This window comes from Nocardia noduli, assembly GCF_019038455.1.
In the GTDB taxonomy this organism is placed as follows: Bacteria; Actinomycetota; Actinomycetes; order Mycobacteriales; family Mycobacteriaceae; genus Nocardia; species Nocardia noduli.
Window position 1 is genome coordinate 1 of sequence record NZ_JAFMPL010000027.1, and the last position, 19,550, is coordinate 19,550.

Genomic DNA, 19,550 nt, shown 5'->3' on the forward strand with positions numbered 1-19,550 from the left:
GTGGTGCCCAACGATCCGGCACAGCCGCCCGCGCCCGAAGCGCCGCCCGCGCCGACCGACACACCGCCCGCGGCCAACCCGGCGGATACGCCGACCGCGCCCGACGCCGGTGACAACAGGGGAACCGACGTCAAGACACCGACGAAGGTGGAAACCACCGCGCCGACGTCGACCGCGTCGCCGAACCCCCAGATCGCGGGGGAGAACTGCCGGGTGACGGACTGATGTCCGCACCCGCACCGCCGTCCGCTGGGGCCTTTCCCAGTCCGCCCGGCGGATTCGCTCCCGCGCCACCACCGTCGACGCGACGCAATGCCGAGCTGCTGCTGTTGGCCTTCGCCGCGTTGCTGACCACCGTCTCCCTGTTCCTGGTCGAAGCGAGTCAGGAACAGTCGGTCACCTGGGATATCGCCAAATACGGACTGGCATTCCTCGGCCTGTTCGCGGTGGCGCATCTCGCGGTCCGGCGTTTCGCGCCGTTCGCCGATCCGCTGCTGCTCCCGGTTGTCGCCGTTCTCAACGGACTCGGCCTCGTGCTGATCCACCGGCTCGATCTCGGAGCGGCGCAGAACGCCGAATACAACTCGGTGCCGATCCCCTCCCCCGACGCCAATCAGCAGATCATGTGGACCGGGCTCGGCATGGCGGTCTTCGTCGTGGTGCTCATCGTGCTGCGCGACTACCGGACCCTCGCCCGCTACAGCTACACCCTCGGGCTGATCGGCCTTGTCGCCCTGATGATTCCGGCCCTGCTGCCCGACCGCTTCTCCCAGACCAACGGCTCCAAGATCTGGATCAGGCTGCCCGGTTTCAGCGTGCAGCCGGGTGAGTTCGCGAAGATCCTGCTCATCATCTTCTTCGCCTCGGTGCTCGTGGCCAAGCGTGATCTGTTCACCACCGCGGGCAGACATATGCTCGGCATGGATTTCCCGCGCGGCCGTGATCTGGGCCCGATCCTCGCGGTGTGGCTCGTGTGCATCGCCGTGCTGGTCTTCGAGAAGGATCTCGGCACCTCGCTGCTGATCTTCAGCACCGTGCTCGTGATGCTCTACATCGCGACCGAGCGGGTGGGCTGGCTGATCATCGGCGGCGGACTGCTCGCCATCGGATTCGTCTTCGCCTACAAATCCTTCTCCCACGTCAGGGTGCGCACCGATACCTGGCTCGATCCGTTCGCCGACTACCACAACACCGGTTATCAGCTCTCCCAGTCGCTGTTCGGGCTCGCGACCGGCGGTCTCGCAGGCACCGGCCTCGGTAGCGGGCGACCGAATCAGGTCCCCTTCGCCAACACCGACTTCATCATCACCACCATCGGCGAGGAACTCGGCCTGATCGGGCTGACCGCCGTGCTGATCCTGTTCCTTGTTCTCATCCTGCGTGGCCTGCGCACCGCCATCGCGGTACGCGACAGCTTCGGCAAACTGCTCGCCGCCGGGCTCTCGTTCACCATCGCGATCCAGCTGTTCGTGGTCGTCGGCGGTGTGACCAAACTGATTCCGCTGACCGGCCTGACCACGCCCTTCATGTCCTACGGTGGGTCGTCGCTGCTGGCCAACTACGCACTGCTCGCCTTGCTGATCAAGGTGTCCGACGCCGCCCGCGCGCCCGCACCCGCCCGAAAGAAGGACCCGGTCGCCCCCATCGCCGAAGCCACGACAGAGCTCTTGCGTCGCTCGGAGACGAGGCCACAGGAATGAACACTCCGCTACGACGAGTCGCGGTCGCGGTGATGGTGATGATCGTCGCGCTGCTGGTCAACGCCACGATCATCCAGGTCGTCCAGGCCGACCACTACCGCAACGACCCACGCAATTCGCGCATCCTGCTCGACGAGTACGCCCGCCAGCGCGGGCAGATATCGGCGCGCGGCACCGTGCTCGCCAGTTCGGTCGCCACCGACGACCGCTACAAGTACCTGCGCACGTACCCGACCGACCCCTCCGCCTACGCCCCCGCCACCGGCTTCTACTCGATCCAGAACGGCAGCACCGGCTTGGAGAAAGCCGAGGATTCGGTGCTCAACGGGTCGGACAGTCAACTGTTCGGCCAGCGCCTGATCGATATGGTCTCCGGCCGTGATCCGCGCGGCGGCAATGTGCTGACCACGCTCGACCCGGTCATGCAGAAGGTGGCCTACGACCAGCTGACCGCGAAGGGTTTCACCGGCTCGGTCGTGGCGATCGAGCCGAGTACGGGCAAGATCCTCACCATGGTCTCCACGCCGAGCTACGACCCCAACGAGCTGGCGGGCCACGACGGCGCGGCGACGACGGAAGCCTGGGACCGCCTCTCCAGCGATCCGGACCAGCCGATGCTCAACCGCGCCATCTCGCGCACCTACCCACCCGGCTCCACGTTCAAGGTGGTGGTCACGGCCGCCGCGCTCGCCAACCGCGTCGCCACCCCGGACGACCAGTTCACCGCCGCGCCGACGATCACCCTGCCCGACACCACGACCACGCTGGAGAACTACAACGGTTCCAGCTGCGGCAGCGGTCCCACCGCGTCGCTCACCGAGGCGTTCCGGCTGTCCTGCAACACCGCCTTCGTCGAACTCGGATTGCGCGTCGGCGCCGCCAACCTCGAGGACGAGGCCGCGGCCTTCGGCATCGGACCCCACGGGGGTATTCCCATCCCCGTAGCCGAGAGTACGGTCGGCAGCATCTCCGACAACGCCGCGCTCGGGCAGAGCAGCATCGGCCAGCGCGATGTGGCACTCACCCCGCTGGACAACGCGGTCATCGCGGCGACGGTCGCCAACGGTGGCGTGCGGATGCAGCCCTATCTCGTCGACCAGTTGCAGGGACCCGATCTGAGCGAGTTGTCCAAGACCAAACCCGTCTCGGTGGGCCAGGCGGTCAGCGCCCAGGTCGCCTCTCAGCTGACCACCATGATGGTGGCGTCGGAGAAGAACACCGTGGGCGGCGGGCGCTCCGGCTACACCATCGCATCCAAGACGGGTACCGCCGAACACGGCGAGAACCCGCGCTCCACCCCGCCGCACGCCTGGTACATCGCGTTCGCTCCCGCCCAGAACCCGAAGATCGCCATCGCGGTCATCGTGGAGGACGGTGGCGACCGGGCTCTGGCCGCCACCGGTGGGTCGGTGGCGGCGCCGATCGCCCGTGCCGTGCTCGACGCCGGTCTCCAGGGGGGCTGAACGATATGAACGTACGAGAGGTACGGGGGCCCCGATGCTGAACAACGGTGCGATGGTCGCGGACCGCTACCGCCTGCAACGACTCATCGCCACGGGCGGTATGGGCCAGGTGTGGGAGGCACTCGACACCCGGCTCGACCGCAGGGTGGCGGTCAAGGTGCTCAAGGCCGAGTTCTCCGCCGACCCGACCTTCCGGCAACGATTCCGCACCGAGGCCAAGACCACGGCCCAGCTGAATCATCCCGGTATCGCCGGGATCTACGACTACGGCGAGACCTACGATCCGTCGGCGGGCGAAACCGCCTATCTGGTCATGGAATTGGTCCAGGGTGAACCGCTGAACACGGTGCTCAACCGGCTCGGCAGGCTCTCCGTGGTCCAGGGACTCGATCTGCTCGAACAGACCGGACGCGCACTCGAGGTGGCCCACGCCGCGGGCGTGGTGCATCGCGACGTGAAACCGGGCAACATCCTGGTGACGCCGACCGGTCAGGTGAAGATCACCGATTTCGGTATCGCCAAGGCGGTCGACGCCTCCCCCGTCACCAAGACCGGCATGGTCATGGGCACCGCGCAGTACATCGCCCCGGAGCAGGCGGTCGGCGAGGACGCCACCTCGGCCAGCGACGTCTACTCCCTCGGCGTCGTCGGTTACGAGGTGCTGGCGGGTATGCGTCCGTTCAGCGGCGACGGCGCGATCACCGTCGCGATGAAACACGTTCGCGACGCACCGCCGCCCATGCCGGAAGATCTCCCCCCCAACGTGCGTGAACTCATCGAGATCACCATGGGCAAGGATCCCGACCGGCGCTACGCCAGCGGCGGCGAATTCGCCGATGCCGTCGCGGCGGTGCGGGCGGGTCACCGTCCGCCGACACCGCACGGCGCGGCCGGTGGGCCCGTGACCGAGGGTGCGACCCGGGTGCTGCCGCCGGGGCCGACCGTGGTCATGTCTGCGGGACAGCACGACGGTTCGAACCGTTACGGCCCGCAGACCGGCGCGGTCGGCGCCGCGGGTGTCGCACCGACGGCGATGAATCCCGGTGCACCCGGCGGTCGGCCGCCCGGGCGCGACCAGGGGTGGACCGGAACGCAGAAATGGCTGGCCGTGCTCGGCGCAGCGGCGGTGGTGCTCTGCGGCGCCGCGCTCTGGCTGCTGTTCGGTGGTGACACCAACCCGAATCCGACACGAACGCCGGTCACGACGAGTGTCGCCCCGCCGACCAAACCGCCGACCACCACCGCGCCCGAACCGACGACGACCAGGGCGCAGCCGCCCGTGCCGCCGCCGACCACGGAAACGCCGGAACCGACCACCACCGAACCTCCGACGACAACGCCGGAACCGACGACGACGCCGCCGACCAGTACGGCGCCGAGTACGACCAAGACGAGCAAGACGGCCAGCCCGACGACGACACGGACCTGGTTCCCGACGCTCCCCTTACCATTCTCCGAAGCCCCCAGTGGTGCCCGAGGCCCCTCCGGTACCCGCAGTGCGCCGCCCACTTCCTCGCAAGGACAACCATGACGACCCCGAAGAATCTCGGTTCCCGCTATGAGCTGGGCGAGATCATCGGCTTCGGTGGCATGTCGGAGGTGCACAAGGCGCGAGATCTGCGGCTGAGCCGCGATGTCGCCATCAAGGTGCTGCGCGCCGACCTCGCTCGCGATCCCACCTTCTACCTGCGCTTCAAACGCGAGGCGCAGAACGCGGCCGCGCTCAACCATCCGGCCATCGTCGCGGTCTACGACACCGGCGAAGCCGAGATCGACGGCGGTCCGCTCCCCTACATCGTCATGGAATACGTGGACGGCGACACCCTGCGCGATATCGTGCGCGGTAAGGGTCCGCTGCCGCCGCGCCGCGCCATGGAGGTCGTCGCCGACGTCTGCGCCGCACTCGATTTCAGCCACAAGGCCGGAATCGTGCATCGCGATATGAAACCGGCCAACATCATGATCAACCGCGCAGGTGCGGTGAAGGTGATGGATTTCGGTATCGCGAGAGCGCTTGCCGACACCTCCAATCCGATGACCCAGACCGCCGCCGTGATCGGCACCGCGCAATACCTTTCGCCGGAACAGGCCCGCGGCGAGACGGTCGACGCCCGTTCCGACGTGTACTCGGTCGGCTGCGTGCTGTTCGAAATTCTCACCGGCGAACCGCCTTTCACCGGTGACTCACCGGTCGCCGTGGCTTACCAGCACGTGCGCGAGGATCCCCGCCTGCCCTCGCACGTCTACAACGGCGTGCCGCGCGAGCTCGATTCCGTCGTGCTCAAGGCGATGAGCAAGAATCCGGCCAACAGATACCAGACCGCCGCCGAGATGCGCGCGGATCTGATCCGGGTGCTCGGCGGACAGCGGCCGAGCGCGCCGATGGTGATGACCGACGAGGACCGCACCACCGTCTTCGGCTCCAACGAGCCCCCGCCGCGGAGCTTCCGCACCGTCGAGCGCAGGGACGACACCGCCGAACAGGAACCCGCCGAACAGAACGCGCCGCGGCGCACCGCCTACCTTGGCCTCGGCGCCGCCGCCGGACTCGCGGTCATCTTCGGCCTCTTCTGGGTGCTGATCGGGCCGGGAAGTAAACCGGATCAGGTCGCCGTGCCCGATCTGTCCAACAGATCGCAGCAGCAGGCGCAGGACTCCCTGTCGCGGCTCGGCTTCACGGTGGCTATCCAGCAGAAACCGGACGGCAAAGTCGCGACAGGCAATGTCATCTCGACCCAGCCGCTGGGCGGATCGCGGATCGATGAGGGCAGCACGGTCACCGTTCAGGTGTCGTCGGGCCCGGCGCAGGTGCCGGTCCCACGGCTGGACGGGCTGACCCAGCAGCAGGCCGAACAGGAATTGAATTCCAAGGGCCTGCGGATGGATCCGACCGTGCAACGTCGCGAATCCAGCGAGCAGGACACCGACAAGGTGGTCGGCACCGACCCGTCCGCGGGTACCAGGGTGGATGTGGACCAGGCGGTCATCGTCTTCGTCGGCAAGGGGCCCGAGCAGGTCAAGGTGCCCAGTGTCGTCGGCCAGGACATCAGCATCGCCCAGCCGAATCTGGTCGAGAGCGCGGGCTTCGCCGTCACCATCCAGGAGGTGGCGTCCTCCAAGCCCAAGGGCGAGGTGATCTCGACGAATCCGGCGGGCGGCACCATGGCCGACAAGGGTTCCCCGGTGATCGTCCAGGTCTCGAGCGGTGACCAGATCACCATGCCGACCCTCGTCGGACTGACCCCGACCCAGGCGCTGGATCGCCTGCGCCAGGCGGGTTGGACCGGCAGCGTGAGCCAGATCAACCAGAACACCCAGGGCACCTTCGACACCGGCAGTATCGGCCGGATCCTCAGTCAGCAGCCGACGACGGGCTCCTCGGTGTCGAAGACCGGCACCATCACCATCACGACCGGTGTGCTCGGTCCGCCGTAGGCACCGCGATTGTTCGAAAGGCCCGGTCGCGCAGGATTGCGTCACCGGGCCTTGTTCGTTCACGGAGGTGCACGTGAAGCCCTCGCGCCGAGGCCACCGCGACCCGCGACGCCATCCGACTACAGCTCGAGGTGCCGATTCATCGACATCGCGGCCTCGGCCAGGTCGGACAACTCGACCACGGTCACACCGTGTTCGCGCAACTTCTCCACCCCGACGCAATTCGTGACGAAGGTCGACGGTTCGCGCCAGGCGATGACGACCCGCGGAATCCCGGCGGCGAGAATCCGGTCGGTGCAGGGTGACCTGGTGACCGTGCCGCGCTGCGAACAGGGTTCGAGCGTGCTGTAGATCGTCGCGGCGGCCAGACGTGGATCGTCGGCATCGAGTTTGTTCAGCGCGGCTTCCTCCGCGTGCACTTTCGGGTCGGTCTCGCGCGAGTACCCGGTGGACAGCACCGCGCCGTCGGCGACGATCACCGCGCCCACCGAGAACGCCGTCTCGCTCGGCGGACACCGGCGCGCCCATTCGATCGCCTCGAGCATGTGACGACGGTCGGCCGCGGATGGGTCCGCGCCGTCCACACTCGCCGAATCCGCGGGCCGACGATTCGACCGCTCGGCCGACGGGCCGACCGAACCGCGGGCAAGGCGTGCCGGATCGTAGAAGGTCATTCGGTCACCGAGGCTCGCGGCGCGTAACGCAGCAGCGCGATATCGCCGACCCGGGCGACGTCGACCAGATCCAGTCTGCGTCCTGCTCCGCCGGGAAATTCGGCGGGGTGGAGGAATCGCGGCGCCTCCGCGTCCCCGACCAGGATCGGCGCGACGGCGACGTGCAGTTCGTCGGCGAGATCCGCGGCGAGGAAAGCCGTGTGGATACCCGTGCCGCCCTCGATCATCAGCCGCTCGATGCCGCGCCCGCCCAGGTCGTCGAGCAGCGCACCGAGATCGATATCCGGACCGAGCGACACCACCTCGGCGAGTCCGGCCAGACGATCACCGAGTGTCGCCGCACCGGCATCGGTGGTGTAGACGAGTTTCGCGCCGCCGTCGTGCCAGAACCTCAACTCGGCGTCCAGATCGCCGGTCGCCGTGACCGTCACCTTCAGCGGGTATTCCGGTTTTCCCGCGGTGCGTCGGACCGCCCTGCGCTCGGCACTTTTCACCAGCAGTCGCGGGTTGTCGCGACGCAAGGTCTGCGCGCCAACGAGGATCGCGTCCGATTCGGCCCTGACCTCGTCGACTCGATCGAAATCCGCGTCGCCGGACAGTCGCAGCCGTTCGTCGCTCGCGTCATCGATATAGCCGTCCAGGCTGACGGCCACCGACAGGAGCACGTGGGGACGGGTCGCCGCGCTCATTGCAACACCAGCGCCGCGACTTCCGCCTCGAGCGTTTCGACCAGTTTCTCGGCCGGACGCGCGCCGCAGACCTCCAGCCAGTTCGCCAGCATGCGATGCCCACCCTGGGTGAGGACCGATTCGGGATGGAATTGCACGCCGTGGATCGGCAGCGTGCGATGTCGCACGGCCATCACGATGCCGGATTCGGTATGTCCGATGACCTCGATCTCCTCGGGCAGCGTGTCCTCGAGCACGGTGAGCGAGTGATACCTGGTCGCGGTGAACGGATCGGGCAGCCCGGCCAACACGCCCGAGCCGACATGGAACACCGAGCTGGTCTTGCCGTGCAGCAGTTCCGGCGCCCTGGTGACGGTCGCGCCGAAGGCCTCGCCTATCGCCTGATGCCCCAGGCAGACGCCGAGCAGCGGTGTCGCCAGGCGCGCGCAGGCGTGCACCAGCGCGATACTGGCGCCCGCCCGGTCCGGCGAACCCGGCCCCGGACTGATCAGGATGCCGTCGAATTCGGCCGCGACCGCGTCGGGATCATCCAATTCCGGGTCGTCGTTGCGCCGGACCACGGCGTCGACTCCCAGTTGGCCGAGGTACTGGACCAAGTTGAATACGAAGCTGTCGTAATTGTCGACGACCAGTACACGCATGGTACGAGGTTACGTGGCCACCCCTCGGGGCGTCGCACGCATTACCACTCGAGATAGCCTGGAACCACACCGGTGGGCACCCGAGCCCCGTCCCGGGCCGCATCCGGCTGCCACCGGATCGGCCACCGCGGCGAGCGCGTTCGATGCATAATTCGATCCGAATCCGCCCCGCCGGTACCGACCCGCACGCCGATAACGAGGACGTCATGCCTAAGTCGAAGGTCCGCAAGAAGGCCGACTATACGATCAACCCCGCGAGCCGGATTCCGGTGAAGGTCAAGGCCGGGCCGTCTCCGGTCTGGTACGTCGCGGTCATGCTCGGTTTCATGGTGGCCGGACTGGTCTGGCTGCTGGTGTACTACCTGGCGGGCGACCAGATCAGCTGGATGAGCGATCTGGAAGCCTGGAACTTCCTCATCGGCTTCGGTCTGATGGTGATCGGCCTGATCATGACCATGCGATGGCGCTGATCCGACCCTGATTCGACCACCTGATTACAGACGTGTCATTCATGCACACCTGTGGATGACCCTGTGGACAACTCGAGGAACGATTGGGGAAATCGCCGCGTGACTCCTGAATCCCCGCAGCAGCGCCTCGCGTGGGCGACGCCCACCTCCGCGCTGTACGCGGTGTCTGTCGGCGCGGTGATACTCGCGGGCGCGGCTGTCCTCAGCAACGACAACGCCGGTCGTTTCCTCATCGCGTTGGCCGCGCTCGGCCTTGCCGGACTCGCGATCCTCGGCTTCCGGCAGCGTCCTCGGCTGGCCATCGTGCCGGGACCGAGTCCCCGGCTCGTGATCCGGAATCTGGCAGGCCCCACCGAGTACACACCGAACCAGCTGGTGCGCGTGCGTATGGTCGGCTACCGGCGTCTCGGGCGCAAGATGCCGATGCTCGAGATCGACGTCCGCGATCAGGACGGTGCCGAACGCCTGTTGATATTCGGCCGCTGGGACCTGGGCACCCATCCCGAGGACGTCTTCGACGCCCTGCTCGCCCACGGATTGGCCACCCTGCCCTCCTCGTAGTCACGGTGACCGGCCCGCCCGGCATGCGATTGCTTCACGTGAAACGTCGACTTCGTCAGGCGAGCGCCGCGGCGGCCAGCCCGATCGCGATCAGGTCCACCAGGCCGACCACCGCGATCGAGGCCCATCCGATACTGCGCACCGCCTCCTGGGAAGTCGCGCGCAACCACTCCGGGACGAAGAGCACACCGAGTGCGGCGAGGGTGCCTGCCAACAGTCCGCCGAGATGTCCCGACAGCGAGATTCCCGGGACCGAGAAGCTGATGAAGACGTTGATACCGATGAGAATAAGCATCTGATTCGGATTCTGTCGCACCCGGATCAGAAATACGGTGATCGCTCCGAACAGACCGAAGACCGCACCCGACGCTCCCGCCGCGGCGGCGTTGGAGTCCTGGAAGATCATGCTCGCCGCCGAACCGCCGAGCAGACCCACGAGGTAGACCGCGAGATACCGCGTCCGCCCCAGCGCCGGTTCGAGAATTCGGCCGACCACCCACAGCGCGAACATGTTCATCGCCAGGTGCAGCGGCCCCCAGTGCAGGAAGCCCGCCCCGAGGACGCGAATCCATTGGCCGTGAGCCACCAGATCGGGCACCAGCATCCAGTGCGCGAACAGCGGTGACCCGTAGTAGTTGTCGACCAGACTCCTCGACTGCACCACGGTGATCGCGAAAATCACGATATTGGCTACGACGAGCGCATAGGTCACGTACGGAATCGCCGAACGGGCCACCGCCGCGCCCGCGACGGTGCGCATCCGTGGCGCGGCGCGCTGATCCTGACCGAGGCAGTCGACGCAATGCTGACCGACGGCGGCCGGGCGCAGACATTCCGGGCAGGAGGGGCGCCCGCATCGGGTACACGCCAACCCGGTGGCGCGATCGGGGTGGCGGATGCATGTCGGTGCGGGCGGCTGAGGATTCATCGGACCATCTATTCGATCGTGACCTGGGAAATTATCACCGGCTCCTTGGGCCGGTCGTCGCGATCCGTCGGCACGGCCGCGATGGCGTCGACGACCTTGCGTGAGCCGGGATCGACGACCTCGCCGAAAATGGAATGCTTGCGGTTCAGATGTGGCTGCGGGCCGAGCGTGACGAAGAACTGCGAACCGTTGGTCTTGGGTCGCGAGGAATTGGCCATGGCGAGCAGGTAGGCGCGGTCGAAACGGAGTTCCGGATGGAATTCGTCGGCGAATTCGTAGCCGGGTCCGCCGCGCCCGGTTCCGGTCGGATCACCGCCCTGGATCATGAAACCCGCCATCACCCGATGGAAGGTGGTGCCGTCATAGAACGGTCCGGTGCTGCCCCCGCTCGCGTTCTCGGTGGTGTAGGCGGCCGAGCCGTCGGCGAGGCCGAGGAAGTTCCGCACTGTCTTCGGGGCGTGGTTGCCGAAGAGCGCGAGTTCGATGTCGCCGTAGTTGGTGTGCAGCGTCGCACCGGCGGTAGGAATCGGTGAGGTCACCCCGCCAATGCTAATCACGAACCGGCGGCGGACCCGCGCACCGGGCAGCGGTGAGGCCGCGCGTGGAGTTCACGGGCAGTCGTGCGGCAACGTCGCCGGGTACCTGCGGCTGAAGCGCGGTTCACCCGGTTGTGCCAAAGTGGTCGAATGACCTCGAGGCGTTTGCAGGTACCCACACGTTCTCTGATTGCCGCGGTCGTCGTCGCGTTGGCCGGTGGCGTGGCCTGGCTGGTCCGCAGCAAGCGGCCGCAGACCCCCGAGCCCGCCGCGGCACCGCCCCGGATCGGCTACTCCCGCAACGGGTCGGCGCCGACCCCCGTGGCGGGAGCCGGCGCCGACAGCGGGCGCTGACCGATCAGCGACTGACGGTCCGCTTGTACTGACGCAGCGACAGCGGCACGAACACCACCAGGATGATCACCACCCACGCCAGGGTCGCGATCTCCGGATGCTGCATGGGCCACGCGTCGGAGACCGGCACGGCCGAACTGGTGTTGCCGAACAGCTCACGGGTCGCCTGTGTGACCGCGGAGACCGGATTCCATTCGGCGAAAACCTTCAGGACGGTCGGCAGATTCTCCAGCGGCACGAAGGTGTTGGCCAGGAAGGTGAGCGGGAAGATCACCATGAAACTGGCGTTGTTGAAAACCTCCGGCGCACGAACCAGCAGGCCGACGACGGCCATGATCCAGGACACCGCGTAGGCGAACAGCAGCAGCAATATGTATGCGAACACCGCGTCTAGGAACGAACCCCTGATACGCCATCCCACCAGCAGACCCGTCAGCGACATGACGACCAGACTGACCACATTGATGACGACGTCACTGACCGTGCGGCCGACCAGTACCGCCGAGGGAGCCATCGGCAGCGATCGGAATCGGTCGATGATGCCCTTCTGCATATCCTCGGCCAACCCGGCTCCGGTGAAGGTGGCGCCGAACACCACGGTCTGGGCGAAGATGCCCGCGATCAGGAATTCCCGATAGCCGCCTTCCATACCCGGCACCTGGATGGCGGTGCCGAAGACATAGGCGAACAGCAGCACGAACATGATCGGCGACATCGTCGAGAAGATCAGTACGTCGGGAACGCGTTTGATCTTGATGACATTGCGTTTGGCGATCGTCACGCTGTCGCTGACGACGATCGAAAGCCGTTCGCCCAAGCCTGCCCGTGTGAGCTCCTCGGTCGCGGTGGCCGTGGTCATCTGACCTTTCCTTCCGTCTTGTCGAGCAGTTCCGCGGTGTCGGCACGACCGGAACGATCGTCGGCGGCGCCGCTCAGGCTCTCCTCGGCTTCGTGTCCGGTGAGAGTGAGGAAGACATCGTCGAGCGACGGACGGCGCAGCCCGACATCGTGAAGTTTGATGTTGTCCTTGGCCAGTAGACCGATCGCGTCCACGAGCGCCTGCGAGCCGTTGCTCACCGGCACCGTGATCCGGCGCAGACCCGGTTCGACCTGGATCTCGCCGTCCGCCAGACCGCTCAGCGCCTGCTGGGCGATGCCGAGCTTGTCGGCGTGGTCGACCGTGAGTTCGATACGGTCGCCACCGACGAGGGTTTTCAGTTCGTCCGCGGTGCCGCGGGCGATCACCTTGCCGTGGTCGATGACGGCGATGGCGTCGGCCAGGCGATCGGCCTCGTCCATGTACTGCGTGGTGAGCAACAGTGTCGTTCCGCCCGCGACCAGTTCCTCGATGACATCCCAGAGATCGAGCCTGGCCCTCGGGTCGAGTCCGGTCGTCGGCTCGTCGAGGAAAAGGACCGGCGGATTGGCCACGAGCGCACCGGCGAGGTCGAGCCTGCGGCGCATACCGCCGGAGTAGCCCTTCACCGGCCGATCGGCGGCATCACTGAGCCGGAATCGTTCGAGCAGTTCGCGCGCTCGTTCCTTACTCCGCTGCACCCCCATGTGATATAGCCGCCCCACCATTTCGAGGTTCTCGAATCCGGTGAGGTATTCGTCGACCGCGGCGTACTGACCCGAGGCGCCGATCTGGGAACGCAGGGCCTGTGGATTGCCGAGCACGTCGATTCCCGCGACGGTCGCGCGGCCCTCGTCCGGAACGAGCAGGGTGGTGAACACCCGGACGGTCGTGGTCTTGCCCGCGCCGTTGGGGCCGAGAAGTGCGGTGACGGTGCCTTCCGGCACCGCGAGATCGAGTCCGTCGAGGGCGACGAGTCGACCGTAGCGTTTGACGAGACCCTCGGCGACTATTGCGTCGGGCATGATTCTCCTGACGTTCGGGTGTTCTCGATGACAATGGTCGAACAACGTCCGACACAGAAGCGTCGAAGCGGTGGCACAGGATCGGACATCGGACCGATACCGGAGTCAGTATTGTCCGAGAATCGGACAATTTCATCCGATTTGTTCGTGCCGGAAGCCGTCCTTGTGAGCACGCGCACATGATGGCACCGGGGTACGACAGGTTCGCCGGATCGCGGCCGGGCACGGCATGCCCGGCACTCCCGCGACACGCAGAAGGCTCCCGAAATTCTGTCGGATCTCGAGCCGGATCCGGTCCGAAGACAGGCATCCAGCGACTGGTCGGCATGCGCCGAATGTTTGGGACATCGCCCGGTCGAAGGCACATTTCCCAACGTAAATCGGTGCAACACAACGTCTTTGGCAAACGTATAGCCGCTTCCGAATGGAGGCTTCGGACCGGGTGCCGAACCTATGGCGATACCCGCTGGAAAGACCGGAACAACAGCGCCCGAAAAACTTCCGGAGTGGTCATCGCCACGCACACACAAACGTGGATCATCGCGTAGGATCGTTCACGTCGGCCCCTCCCCCCCGGGCCGACCTTACGCGGGCCTCGGCTAACTCCCCCCCTTCGCCGAGGCCCGCTCCCCATTTCCGGGGCAGGTCACTTCTGCGAATATTCGGGCCGATCGCGCACCGAGCGCCACGCCGTCTCCAACCGCTGCGCCCTGACCCGCCCCGCCGTCGTCAGCAACGGACGGTCCCGCTCCCACCGCTCCCGGACCACCGGATCGACCAGGGCCCACTGCCCTTCCAGTTCGACCGACAGCCGATCGACCTCCTCGAACAGACCACCCAGCGCGATATGCGGACCGGGTGCGGTCGGGTCGGACAGTTCGAGTCCGCGTAACGCGGCCAGCGATGCCAGTAACCGCTGCTGGGTCGAACGCGCCCATCCCGCCAGCCGTCCGACCCGCACAAACCAGCCAAGCGCCGCGGCCAGCACGTGCGCGTCCTCGATCGTGCGGAACGGTTTGAGGAAATCCGCGTACCCGTCCCCCGGCAGCGGTTCGGCCGCGGCGTCATCGAATGTCACAGTGGCATGGCCGATCTCGGGTGCGAACGAGAGCGGCGGCCGATCGGTGACCGTGACGCCCGCCTGGTCGACGGTCACCAACGCCGCGCGCAGGCTCCGACGCCCACTCGCGTCCACACCGGTACCCGCGATCACCACCAGTCGTCGCGCCAGTGCGGCGAGAGTCGTGAAGGTCTTGGTGCCACGCACCTTCCACCCGTCGGCGGTTTCGACCAGGACCGTTTCGATCGCGGACGGATGCGCGCCGCCCGCCTCGGTCGCGGAGACCGCGACCATCTCCGCGGCCGCGAGCCCGGGGACCAGCGCGCGGATCGCCTCCTGGTAGCCCGAGAGAAAGGCGTAACCGAGCCGGTCCGCACCGAATCCGCCGACGATCGCCGCGTCCAGCGAACTGTCGAATTCCCGCGTGCGGATCAGATGTCTCGACCAGGCTTGCGCGGCGCTCCCCAGCGGTGCCTCATCGATGGGCGCTGTCAGCACGTGGTCGAAAACAGATTTCACAGTTCACGGTAACCCGTGCGCGCGGACGCGAGAGCTGCCGTGCGCGATCTCTCCGTGCACGTTCCGACCTGTGGCAAATACCGAGACATCCCCCGGCGTTCCCTCGGCGAATATTCGAGCCGAGACGGTTCACTGGATACGTCAACCGTCCAGGAAGGAGTCTGCACTGTGAAGCAGCCGGACGAGGTCCGCAGAAAAGCGCTCTACGACAGTGACGCTCGACTGTCATGGGTCCTCGCCGCACTCGCCGGACTCATCGGCGCGGCCGCGTTCATGCACACCGCCGGATATTTCGTCACGTTCATGACGGGTAATACCGAGCGGGCCGTCCTCGGCTACTTCCACGACGAGACCGACGTCGCGGTCGCCGCCGCCCTGCTGCTCGGCTCATTCCTGTCCGGCGTCGTTGTCTCCTCGCTGTGCCGTAGACATTTCTGGTCGGGACATCCGCACGGCCCCACCCTGCTCACCACCACCTGCCTGGCCGCGGCCTCGATCATCGACATCGTGATGTACGAGATCACCTCGTCGACCCGGATCGAATTCGTCCCGATCCTGTTCGTGGCCTTCGGCGTCGGCGCGCTCAACACCTCGTTCGTCAAGAACGGCGAAGTCTCCATCCCCCTGAGCTACGTCACCGGCACCCTGGTCAAAATGGGTCAGGGCATCGAACGCCACATCAGCGGCGGCACCTACGCCGACTGGCTCGACTACTTCCTGCTGTACGCCGCGTTCGCCCTCGGCGCCTTCGCCGGCGGTCTCCTCAGCCTCATGGTCGCGGGCTGGGCAATGCTCATCACCGCCACCGTCGTCTGCCTCGTCGTGACCGGGTACACCTATCTACACCTGGACATCCACGGACCGCTGACCGACGAATAACCCACCCGGAACGCCGCACGTAGACAACGTGCGGCGTCACATCCGGTGATCGCAGACCAGCGTTGCGCTGGTCGAAAGTGGAGCCTAGGGGAATCGAACCCCTAACCCCTGCCTTGCAAAGGCAGTGCTCTGCCAATTGAGCTAAGGCCCCGAGTACCCCGAAAGGGTCGTTCAGCGAGTGGTGACCTCGTGCCACAGATCCGCGTCTTCACGCTTCCGCAGCTTGGTGATTCCCACGAGAACCAGGACCGCGACACCGATCGTGAGAAGAATTTTCATAATCCCACCCTACTGTGATGATCGGCAACCGGCCCGCGAGTATCCGAGATTCGCGTCATTTCACGACACAAACTAACGCTTTGCTGCTATAGCCGTCAACACAGCAGGTCAGCGGCCTTCTCCCAGCTCGTCGCACCGCGCCCTCGACTGATCCCGCGCCGATTCGTGGGACGCGGCCAGTCTGTCGAGTGGTCGGCAGTGCCACGGGCGCCCCTCGCCGACCAGGCGGCGGTATGCCACCGCTACGGGAAAGCCGCCGACAGTCGATCTCCTCGTTCGGCTCGAACGCCTCCTGCACGCGTCGACGAAATTCGGGTGTCGTGGAGCGGCGTCTGCCGTGCCGCAAGTGGCTTCCCAGGTGAGGTAACCCGATGCGCGCTCTCCAACTCGCGGGTACCCGACCCGCGGATCTGTTCACAGCATGCACGTGGAACGCAGTCCATTCACGGGGGAATCCCCTTCGCCCAGCGAAAGGCAGCAGCGGGCACCGGTTTCAGCGAAACCACCGTGGTGGCTTTCCTGGTCGGCCGTTGCGATCGGCGGTATCCGAGCACCGAAACCCGCAGAGCGGGGCATCCATCGATCACAATTCGGATTCGGTCTTCTCCCCATACTTGCGTTCGTCCTCGGAATGCTCTTACGAACCCGACCATCTCGTTGGAGATGGCAGCTGTTGAAGCCGCTGCGGGATGTTCCGCGCCAACCGTTTCACGCACGTCTTCGATGCCATGGACGTGCCGCAAGAAGGTCGGGTAGCTGCGCGTATGCGGAAAATTCAGAACTTACAACAGCCTCGTCGGTACCCGGCTCGGTGGTGCGTTTCGCCACGATAGCCGGAAACCGGTCGAGCAATCCCCCGTGGTAACCCGAACACCGTCTCGTCGAACACGACTCCGCCGAATGTGGAGACCGAAATCAGGAGTTGATTCGCCGACCGAGATCGGATAGAACTTGATCGTTGCAATTCGCAACACAGATACATTGCGCACGCTTGAAGAGTCAGCGTGTCGCGGGGGTCGGGAGGCTAGGAAAATCATGCGTAGGACTATCGGAAAAATTGGTCGTAAGGCACTCGTCGCCGCTTTGCCGCTGGCGGTCGCGGTAACTTTCGTCGGCGTGGGAACAGCTTCCGCCGAAGCCCCGGCCGCCGCGCCACTGGCAGCGGCGACCGTACAGCTGGACGCGGTTCCGGAGGCGGCTCCCGTCTTCGTGCAGGCCGCCGCTTCGGATGTCGTTCAGCCGGTCGCGGCCTCGGATCTGCAGGATATCGCCACGGATCCCAATGCGGCCAACCATGATCCGCTGGCCAACGGCGCCGCGGCGGGCGCGGTCGTCGGCGGCGCGTTGGGTGCCGTCGTCTGTGCCGTCTCCCTCGTCGGCATTCTGCTCATTCCGCTCTGCGCCCTCGGCCCCGCCATCCAGGGTGCCGTGGTCGGCCTGATCGTCGGCGCGATCGCCCCGAATATCATTCCGCAGGTCCTGCCCTGATCCCTTCGGGATCAACGATCCCTGTTCTCCGGTAATCCAATCGCGTCCGATTGCCGGGAACACGGAATATCGATGTGCGCGGAAGGCGGATCGCGACGGGGTTGATCGCCCGTTGCCGTATCCGCCTTCCGTACTTGGTACCGGTTCATGGGACCTGTCGACTCGGTTCACACCGGGTCGATGCGTCGGCTCGGCCGATAGACCAAACGAATGACGACTTTCTGCCTGCGTCCAGGAGACTCCCCTGGACGGGCAGAGGATTACGAATTGCTGCTTTCTCTGTTCAGCGAGGTCCACAAACCAGCCGGGGAAAGCAAGCACAGCCCGGAGCGGCAAGACCCATCGTGGCGGAGTTCCTACTCACCGGTAAATTAATCTCGGCACCGAGTCCGCGTGACGAAATAATCGGTATCGCTGCTGGTCAGAAATATCGTCTCCGTCCCGGGCGAATTCACCCGATCGTTCCGACATAGGCTGCGCGGACATAGTTGCGGTACTCGTAACCTGCCGATACGAGTACGCACCGATAATGACTCCGGGCTCGACAACGCGTCGATCACGACCACAGACCCCTCTCCCTCTCATGGTCGAACTCCCTTCGAGCGAGCGAAGTCGCCCGAACTATCCACAACGGAGTTGCACAGCTCGGTGTCAGGGTTGCCCGGGCGAATCGTCACGAACGCTCGACACATACTGTCTGGATCGGCGAAACCCGCTAGCGCGGAGTCGATTCGCGGGCGGGCAGTCCCGCAGATCGAACGAGACCATCGTGTTGACGACAAAATCCGGCGCGGGTCCGCAGTCCTGCCTGGCATCTCCACGAGTGCGCTCATCGACGTTGGCGACAATCTCGATGGGCTGGTCGCATTGGTCGCGTCGGATGGAAGTCGACTGCCCCGTTCGGCTCGGCGACCGCAGTAGACAGTCGGAGTGTCCGGCGGAGGTCTCGTCCGACGGATGTTTACGGCGCGCTGCCTCCGAGGCGGGCACAGCCCACCGCCGCCGAATCGTTGGATCACCTTCGTGGTTCACCGTCCAGCCCCACCGTTGCAGAGTGCCGTGGATGACTTGAAGCGCCGACCACCGGTCGTGCGGAGTTGGGGAAGGCATACATACGGCACAACCGTGCCCCCGAAACTCCTGCCGCGGATCAGATTTCATTCACCGCGTAGAGGCACGCTCGCCGCCGATCGAGTCACCGAATGCACGACTCCACGGCGACCCGTCGGAGTCTCCGCGTGAGCTGTCGGTTCGGCGACCCAAGAATGCAGGGGCTGAATAACCCGGGCGGCCCCGAGTGCGTTGACGGTGGCTGCGGCGAACCGTCACCGCACTCGTGCTCGTGCTTGCCGCCTCCCGCCCCGAATTCACGGGCTCGCCGGGAGCAGGATCCCGACTACAAAGGCGTCAGCTACGTCTGCGAGGTCACCGACTGCACGAGGTACCCGGGTTTCAGGTCGCGTGGTGCGCGGAGATCAGCCTCGGCGAAGTGCACCGTACGAAGTACTTCGCCGAGGAGATGGTCGGGGCTCCAGTCGCCGACGCGACCTTGGACAAGGATTGGTGTCTCGCCGTCGCTCCGGGCGTCGACCGTGACCGCACCGGCCAGCGATCTACATCTCGACCCGGTCGGCGGCTGCGTTGGATAAATCGAGCTCGGAAGCGCAGAACAGGGTCGACTCGTTGTGCACAGGAACTCGCAGGCCGAATTCCACAGTATCCACAGCCAGGTTCATGCACAGGCACTGACCGGCGGATCCTCGAAGTTGTCCTTGTGGATTCCTCGAGGAATCCTCGAGGAATCCCTGGGGAGCACCGACGCCCTCGGGTCTCCCCAGGTCCCTCGGACCTCGCGCCGCCGATCGATCGGCGCTTCGGTTATCCCACTCGCTCAGCGATTTACCCGATGCCATCGGGCTGTGCCAGAGGCTCTTGCACGCCCCGGTCCACCAGCGATGCCGACAACTCTACGTCGAGGTAGTCACGAGGGCTT

General features: G+C 65.9%; 17 protein-coding genes, 1 tRNA gene and 1 pseudogene. 10 read left to right on the forward strand and 9 right to left on the reverse strand.

What is annotated here, in order from left to right; genetic code table 11:
* The 5 genes and pseudogenes from JZ792_RS17165 to pknB all read left to right on the forward strand — a co-directional run.
* Positions 1 to 225, forward strand: a pseudogene (locus JZ792_RS17165) (hypothetical protein); the annotation flags it as partial.
* Entirely contained in the window at positions 225 to 1,700 is a 1,476-nt protein-coding gene (locus JZ792_RS17170; protein WP_216911477.1) for an FtsW/RodA/SpoVE family cell cycle protein, read from the forward strand. The pseudogene JZ792_RS17165 and the gene JZ792_RS17170, both read left to right, overlap by 1 nt.
* Complete coding sequence (locus JZ792_RS17175) at positions 1,697 to 3,163, forward strand: peptidoglycan D,D-transpeptidase FtsI family protein (RefSeq protein ID WP_216911478.1); 1,467 nt, start codon at positions 1,697 to 1,699, stop codon at positions 3,161 to 3,163. Before JZ792_RS17170 ends, JZ792_RS17175 begins: the two co-directional genes overlap by 4 nt.
* Before the next feature lie 34 nt (positions 3,164 to 3,197).
* Positions 3,198 to 4,694, forward strand: coding sequence for a protein kinase domain-containing protein (locus JZ792_RS17180; RefSeq protein WP_216911479.1), 1,497 nt, complete (start codon positions 3,198 to 3,200; stop codon positions 4,692 to 4,694).
* Positions 4,691 to 6,598 carry a Stk1 family PASTA domain-containing Ser/Thr kinase gene (gene pknB, locus JZ792_RS17185; protein ID WP_216911480.1) on the forward strand — a complete coding sequence of 636 codons (1,908 nt, stop codon included), beginning with the start codon at positions 4,691 to 4,693 and terminating at the stop codon, positions 6,596 to 6,598. Before JZ792_RS17180 ends, pknB begins: the two co-directional genes overlap by 4 nt.
* A gap of 119 nt (positions 6,599 to 6,717) precedes the next feature.
* On the opposite strand, the gene JZ792_RS17190 is transcribed toward pknB, so the two are convergent.
* The 3 genes from JZ792_RS17190 to JZ792_RS17200 are packed head-to-tail and all read right to left on the reverse strand — an operon-like array spanning position 6,718 to position 8,602.
* Positions 6,718 to 7,272 carry a deaminase gene (locus JZ792_RS17190; protein ID WP_254189949.1) on the reverse strand — a complete coding sequence of 185 codons (555 nt, stop codon included), beginning with the start codon at positions 7,270 to 7,272 and terminating at the stop codon, positions 6,718 to 6,720.
* Complete coding sequence (locus tag JZ792_RS17195) at positions 7,269 to 7,961, reverse strand: RibD family protein (RefSeq protein WP_216911481.1); 693 nt, start codon at positions 7,959 to 7,961, stop codon at positions 7,269 to 7,271. The genes JZ792_RS17190 and JZ792_RS17195 overlap by 4 nt, the downstream gene beginning before the upstream one ends.
* A complete protein-coding gene (locus JZ792_RS17200; protein ID WP_216911482.1) occupies positions 7,958 to 8,602 on the reverse strand; it encodes an aminodeoxychorismate/anthranilate synthase component II in 645 nt (214 codons plus the stop codon). The genes JZ792_RS17195 and JZ792_RS17200 overlap by 4 nt, the downstream gene beginning before the upstream one ends.
* 206 nt (positions 8,603 to 8,808) lie before the next feature.
* Between JZ792_RS17200 and crgA the strand changes: the two genes are divergently transcribed.
* Together crgA and JZ792_RS17210 are read left to right on the forward strand one after the other, a co-directional pair.
* Positions 8,809 to 9,072, forward strand: coding sequence for a cell division protein CrgA (gene crgA, locus JZ792_RS17205; RefSeq protein WP_109523237.1), 264 nt, complete (start codon positions 8,809 to 8,811; stop codon positions 9,070 to 9,072).
* A gap of 99 nt (positions 9,073 to 9,171) precedes the next feature.
* Entirely contained in the window at positions 9,172 to 9,633 is a 462-nt protein-coding gene (locus JZ792_RS17210; RefSeq protein WP_216911483.1) for a PH domain-containing protein, read from the forward strand.
* A gap of 55 nt (positions 9,634 to 9,688) precedes the next feature.
* Here the strand turns inward: JZ792_RS17210 and JZ792_RS17215 are convergent, their stop codons facing one another.
* Both JZ792_RS17215 and JZ792_RS17220 read right to left on the reverse strand, forming a co-directional pair.
* On the reverse strand, positions 9,689 to 10,561 hold the full coding sequence (locus tag JZ792_RS17215) for a rhomboid family intramembrane serine protease (RefSeq protein WP_216911484.1): 873 nt from the start codon (positions 10,559 to 10,561) through the stop codon (positions 9,689 to 9,691).
* Positions 10,562 to 10,569: 8 nt separating this feature from the next.
* Positions 10,570 to 11,100, reverse strand: coding sequence for a peptidylprolyl isomerase (locus tag JZ792_RS17220; RefSeq protein WP_216911485.1), 531 nt, complete (start codon positions 11,098 to 11,100; stop codon positions 10,570 to 10,572).
* A gap of 147 nt (positions 11,101 to 11,247) precedes the next feature.
* Between JZ792_RS17220 and JZ792_RS17225 the strand changes: the two genes are divergently transcribed.
* Positions 11,248 to 11,451, forward strand: a complete 204-nt coding sequence (locus tag JZ792_RS17225) for a hypothetical protein (RefSeq protein ID WP_216911486.1) — start codon at positions 11,248 to 11,250, stop codon at positions 11,449 to 11,451.
* A 4-nt stretch (positions 11,452 to 11,455) separates the two neighbouring features.
* On the opposite strand, the gene JZ792_RS17230 is transcribed toward JZ792_RS17225, so the two are convergent.
* The 3 genes from JZ792_RS17230 to JZ792_RS17240 form a co-directional block, all read right to left on the reverse strand.
* Complete coding sequence (locus JZ792_RS17230; protein WP_216911487.1) at positions 11,456 to 12,310, reverse strand: ABC transporter permease; 855 nt, start codon at positions 12,308 to 12,310, stop codon at positions 11,456 to 11,458.
* Complete coding sequence (locus JZ792_RS17235) at positions 12,307 to 13,332, reverse strand: ATP-binding cassette domain-containing protein (protein ID WP_216911488.1); 1,026 nt, start codon at positions 13,330 to 13,332, stop codon at positions 12,307 to 12,309. Before JZ792_RS17235 ends, JZ792_RS17230 begins: the two co-directional genes overlap by 4 nt.
* A gap of 646 nt (positions 13,333 to 13,978) precedes the next feature.
* Positions 13,979 to 14,911, reverse strand: a complete 933-nt coding sequence (locus tag JZ792_RS17240; protein WP_216911489.1) for an acyl-CoA dehydrogenase family protein — start codon at positions 14,909 to 14,911, stop codon at positions 13,979 to 13,981.
* Between the two features lie 168 nt (positions 14,912 to 15,079).
* On the opposite strand from JZ792_RS17240, the gene JZ792_RS17245 reads away from it, so the two are divergent.
* Positions 15,080 to 15,790 carry a YoaK family protein gene (locus tag JZ792_RS17245; protein WP_216911490.1) on the forward strand — a complete coding sequence of 237 codons (711 nt, stop codon included), beginning with the start codon at positions 15,080 to 15,082 and terminating at the stop codon, positions 15,788 to 15,790.
* A gap of 78 nt (positions 15,791 to 15,868) precedes the next feature.
* On the opposite strand, the gene JZ792_RS17250 is transcribed toward JZ792_RS17245, so the two are convergent.
* Positions 15,869 to 15,941: transfer RNA gene (locus JZ792_RS17250), tRNA-Ala, on the reverse strand.
* Between the two features lie 1,244 nt (positions 15,942 to 17,185).
* Between JZ792_RS17250 and JZ792_RS17255 the strand changes: the two genes are divergently transcribed.
* Positions 17,186 to 17,557: a hypothetical protein gene (locus JZ792_RS17255; protein WP_216911491.1), complete on the forward strand. Its 372-nt coding sequence runs from the start codon at positions 17,186 to 17,188 to the stop codon at positions 17,555 to 17,557.
* Positions 17,558 to 19,550: the final 1,993 nt, after the last annotated feature.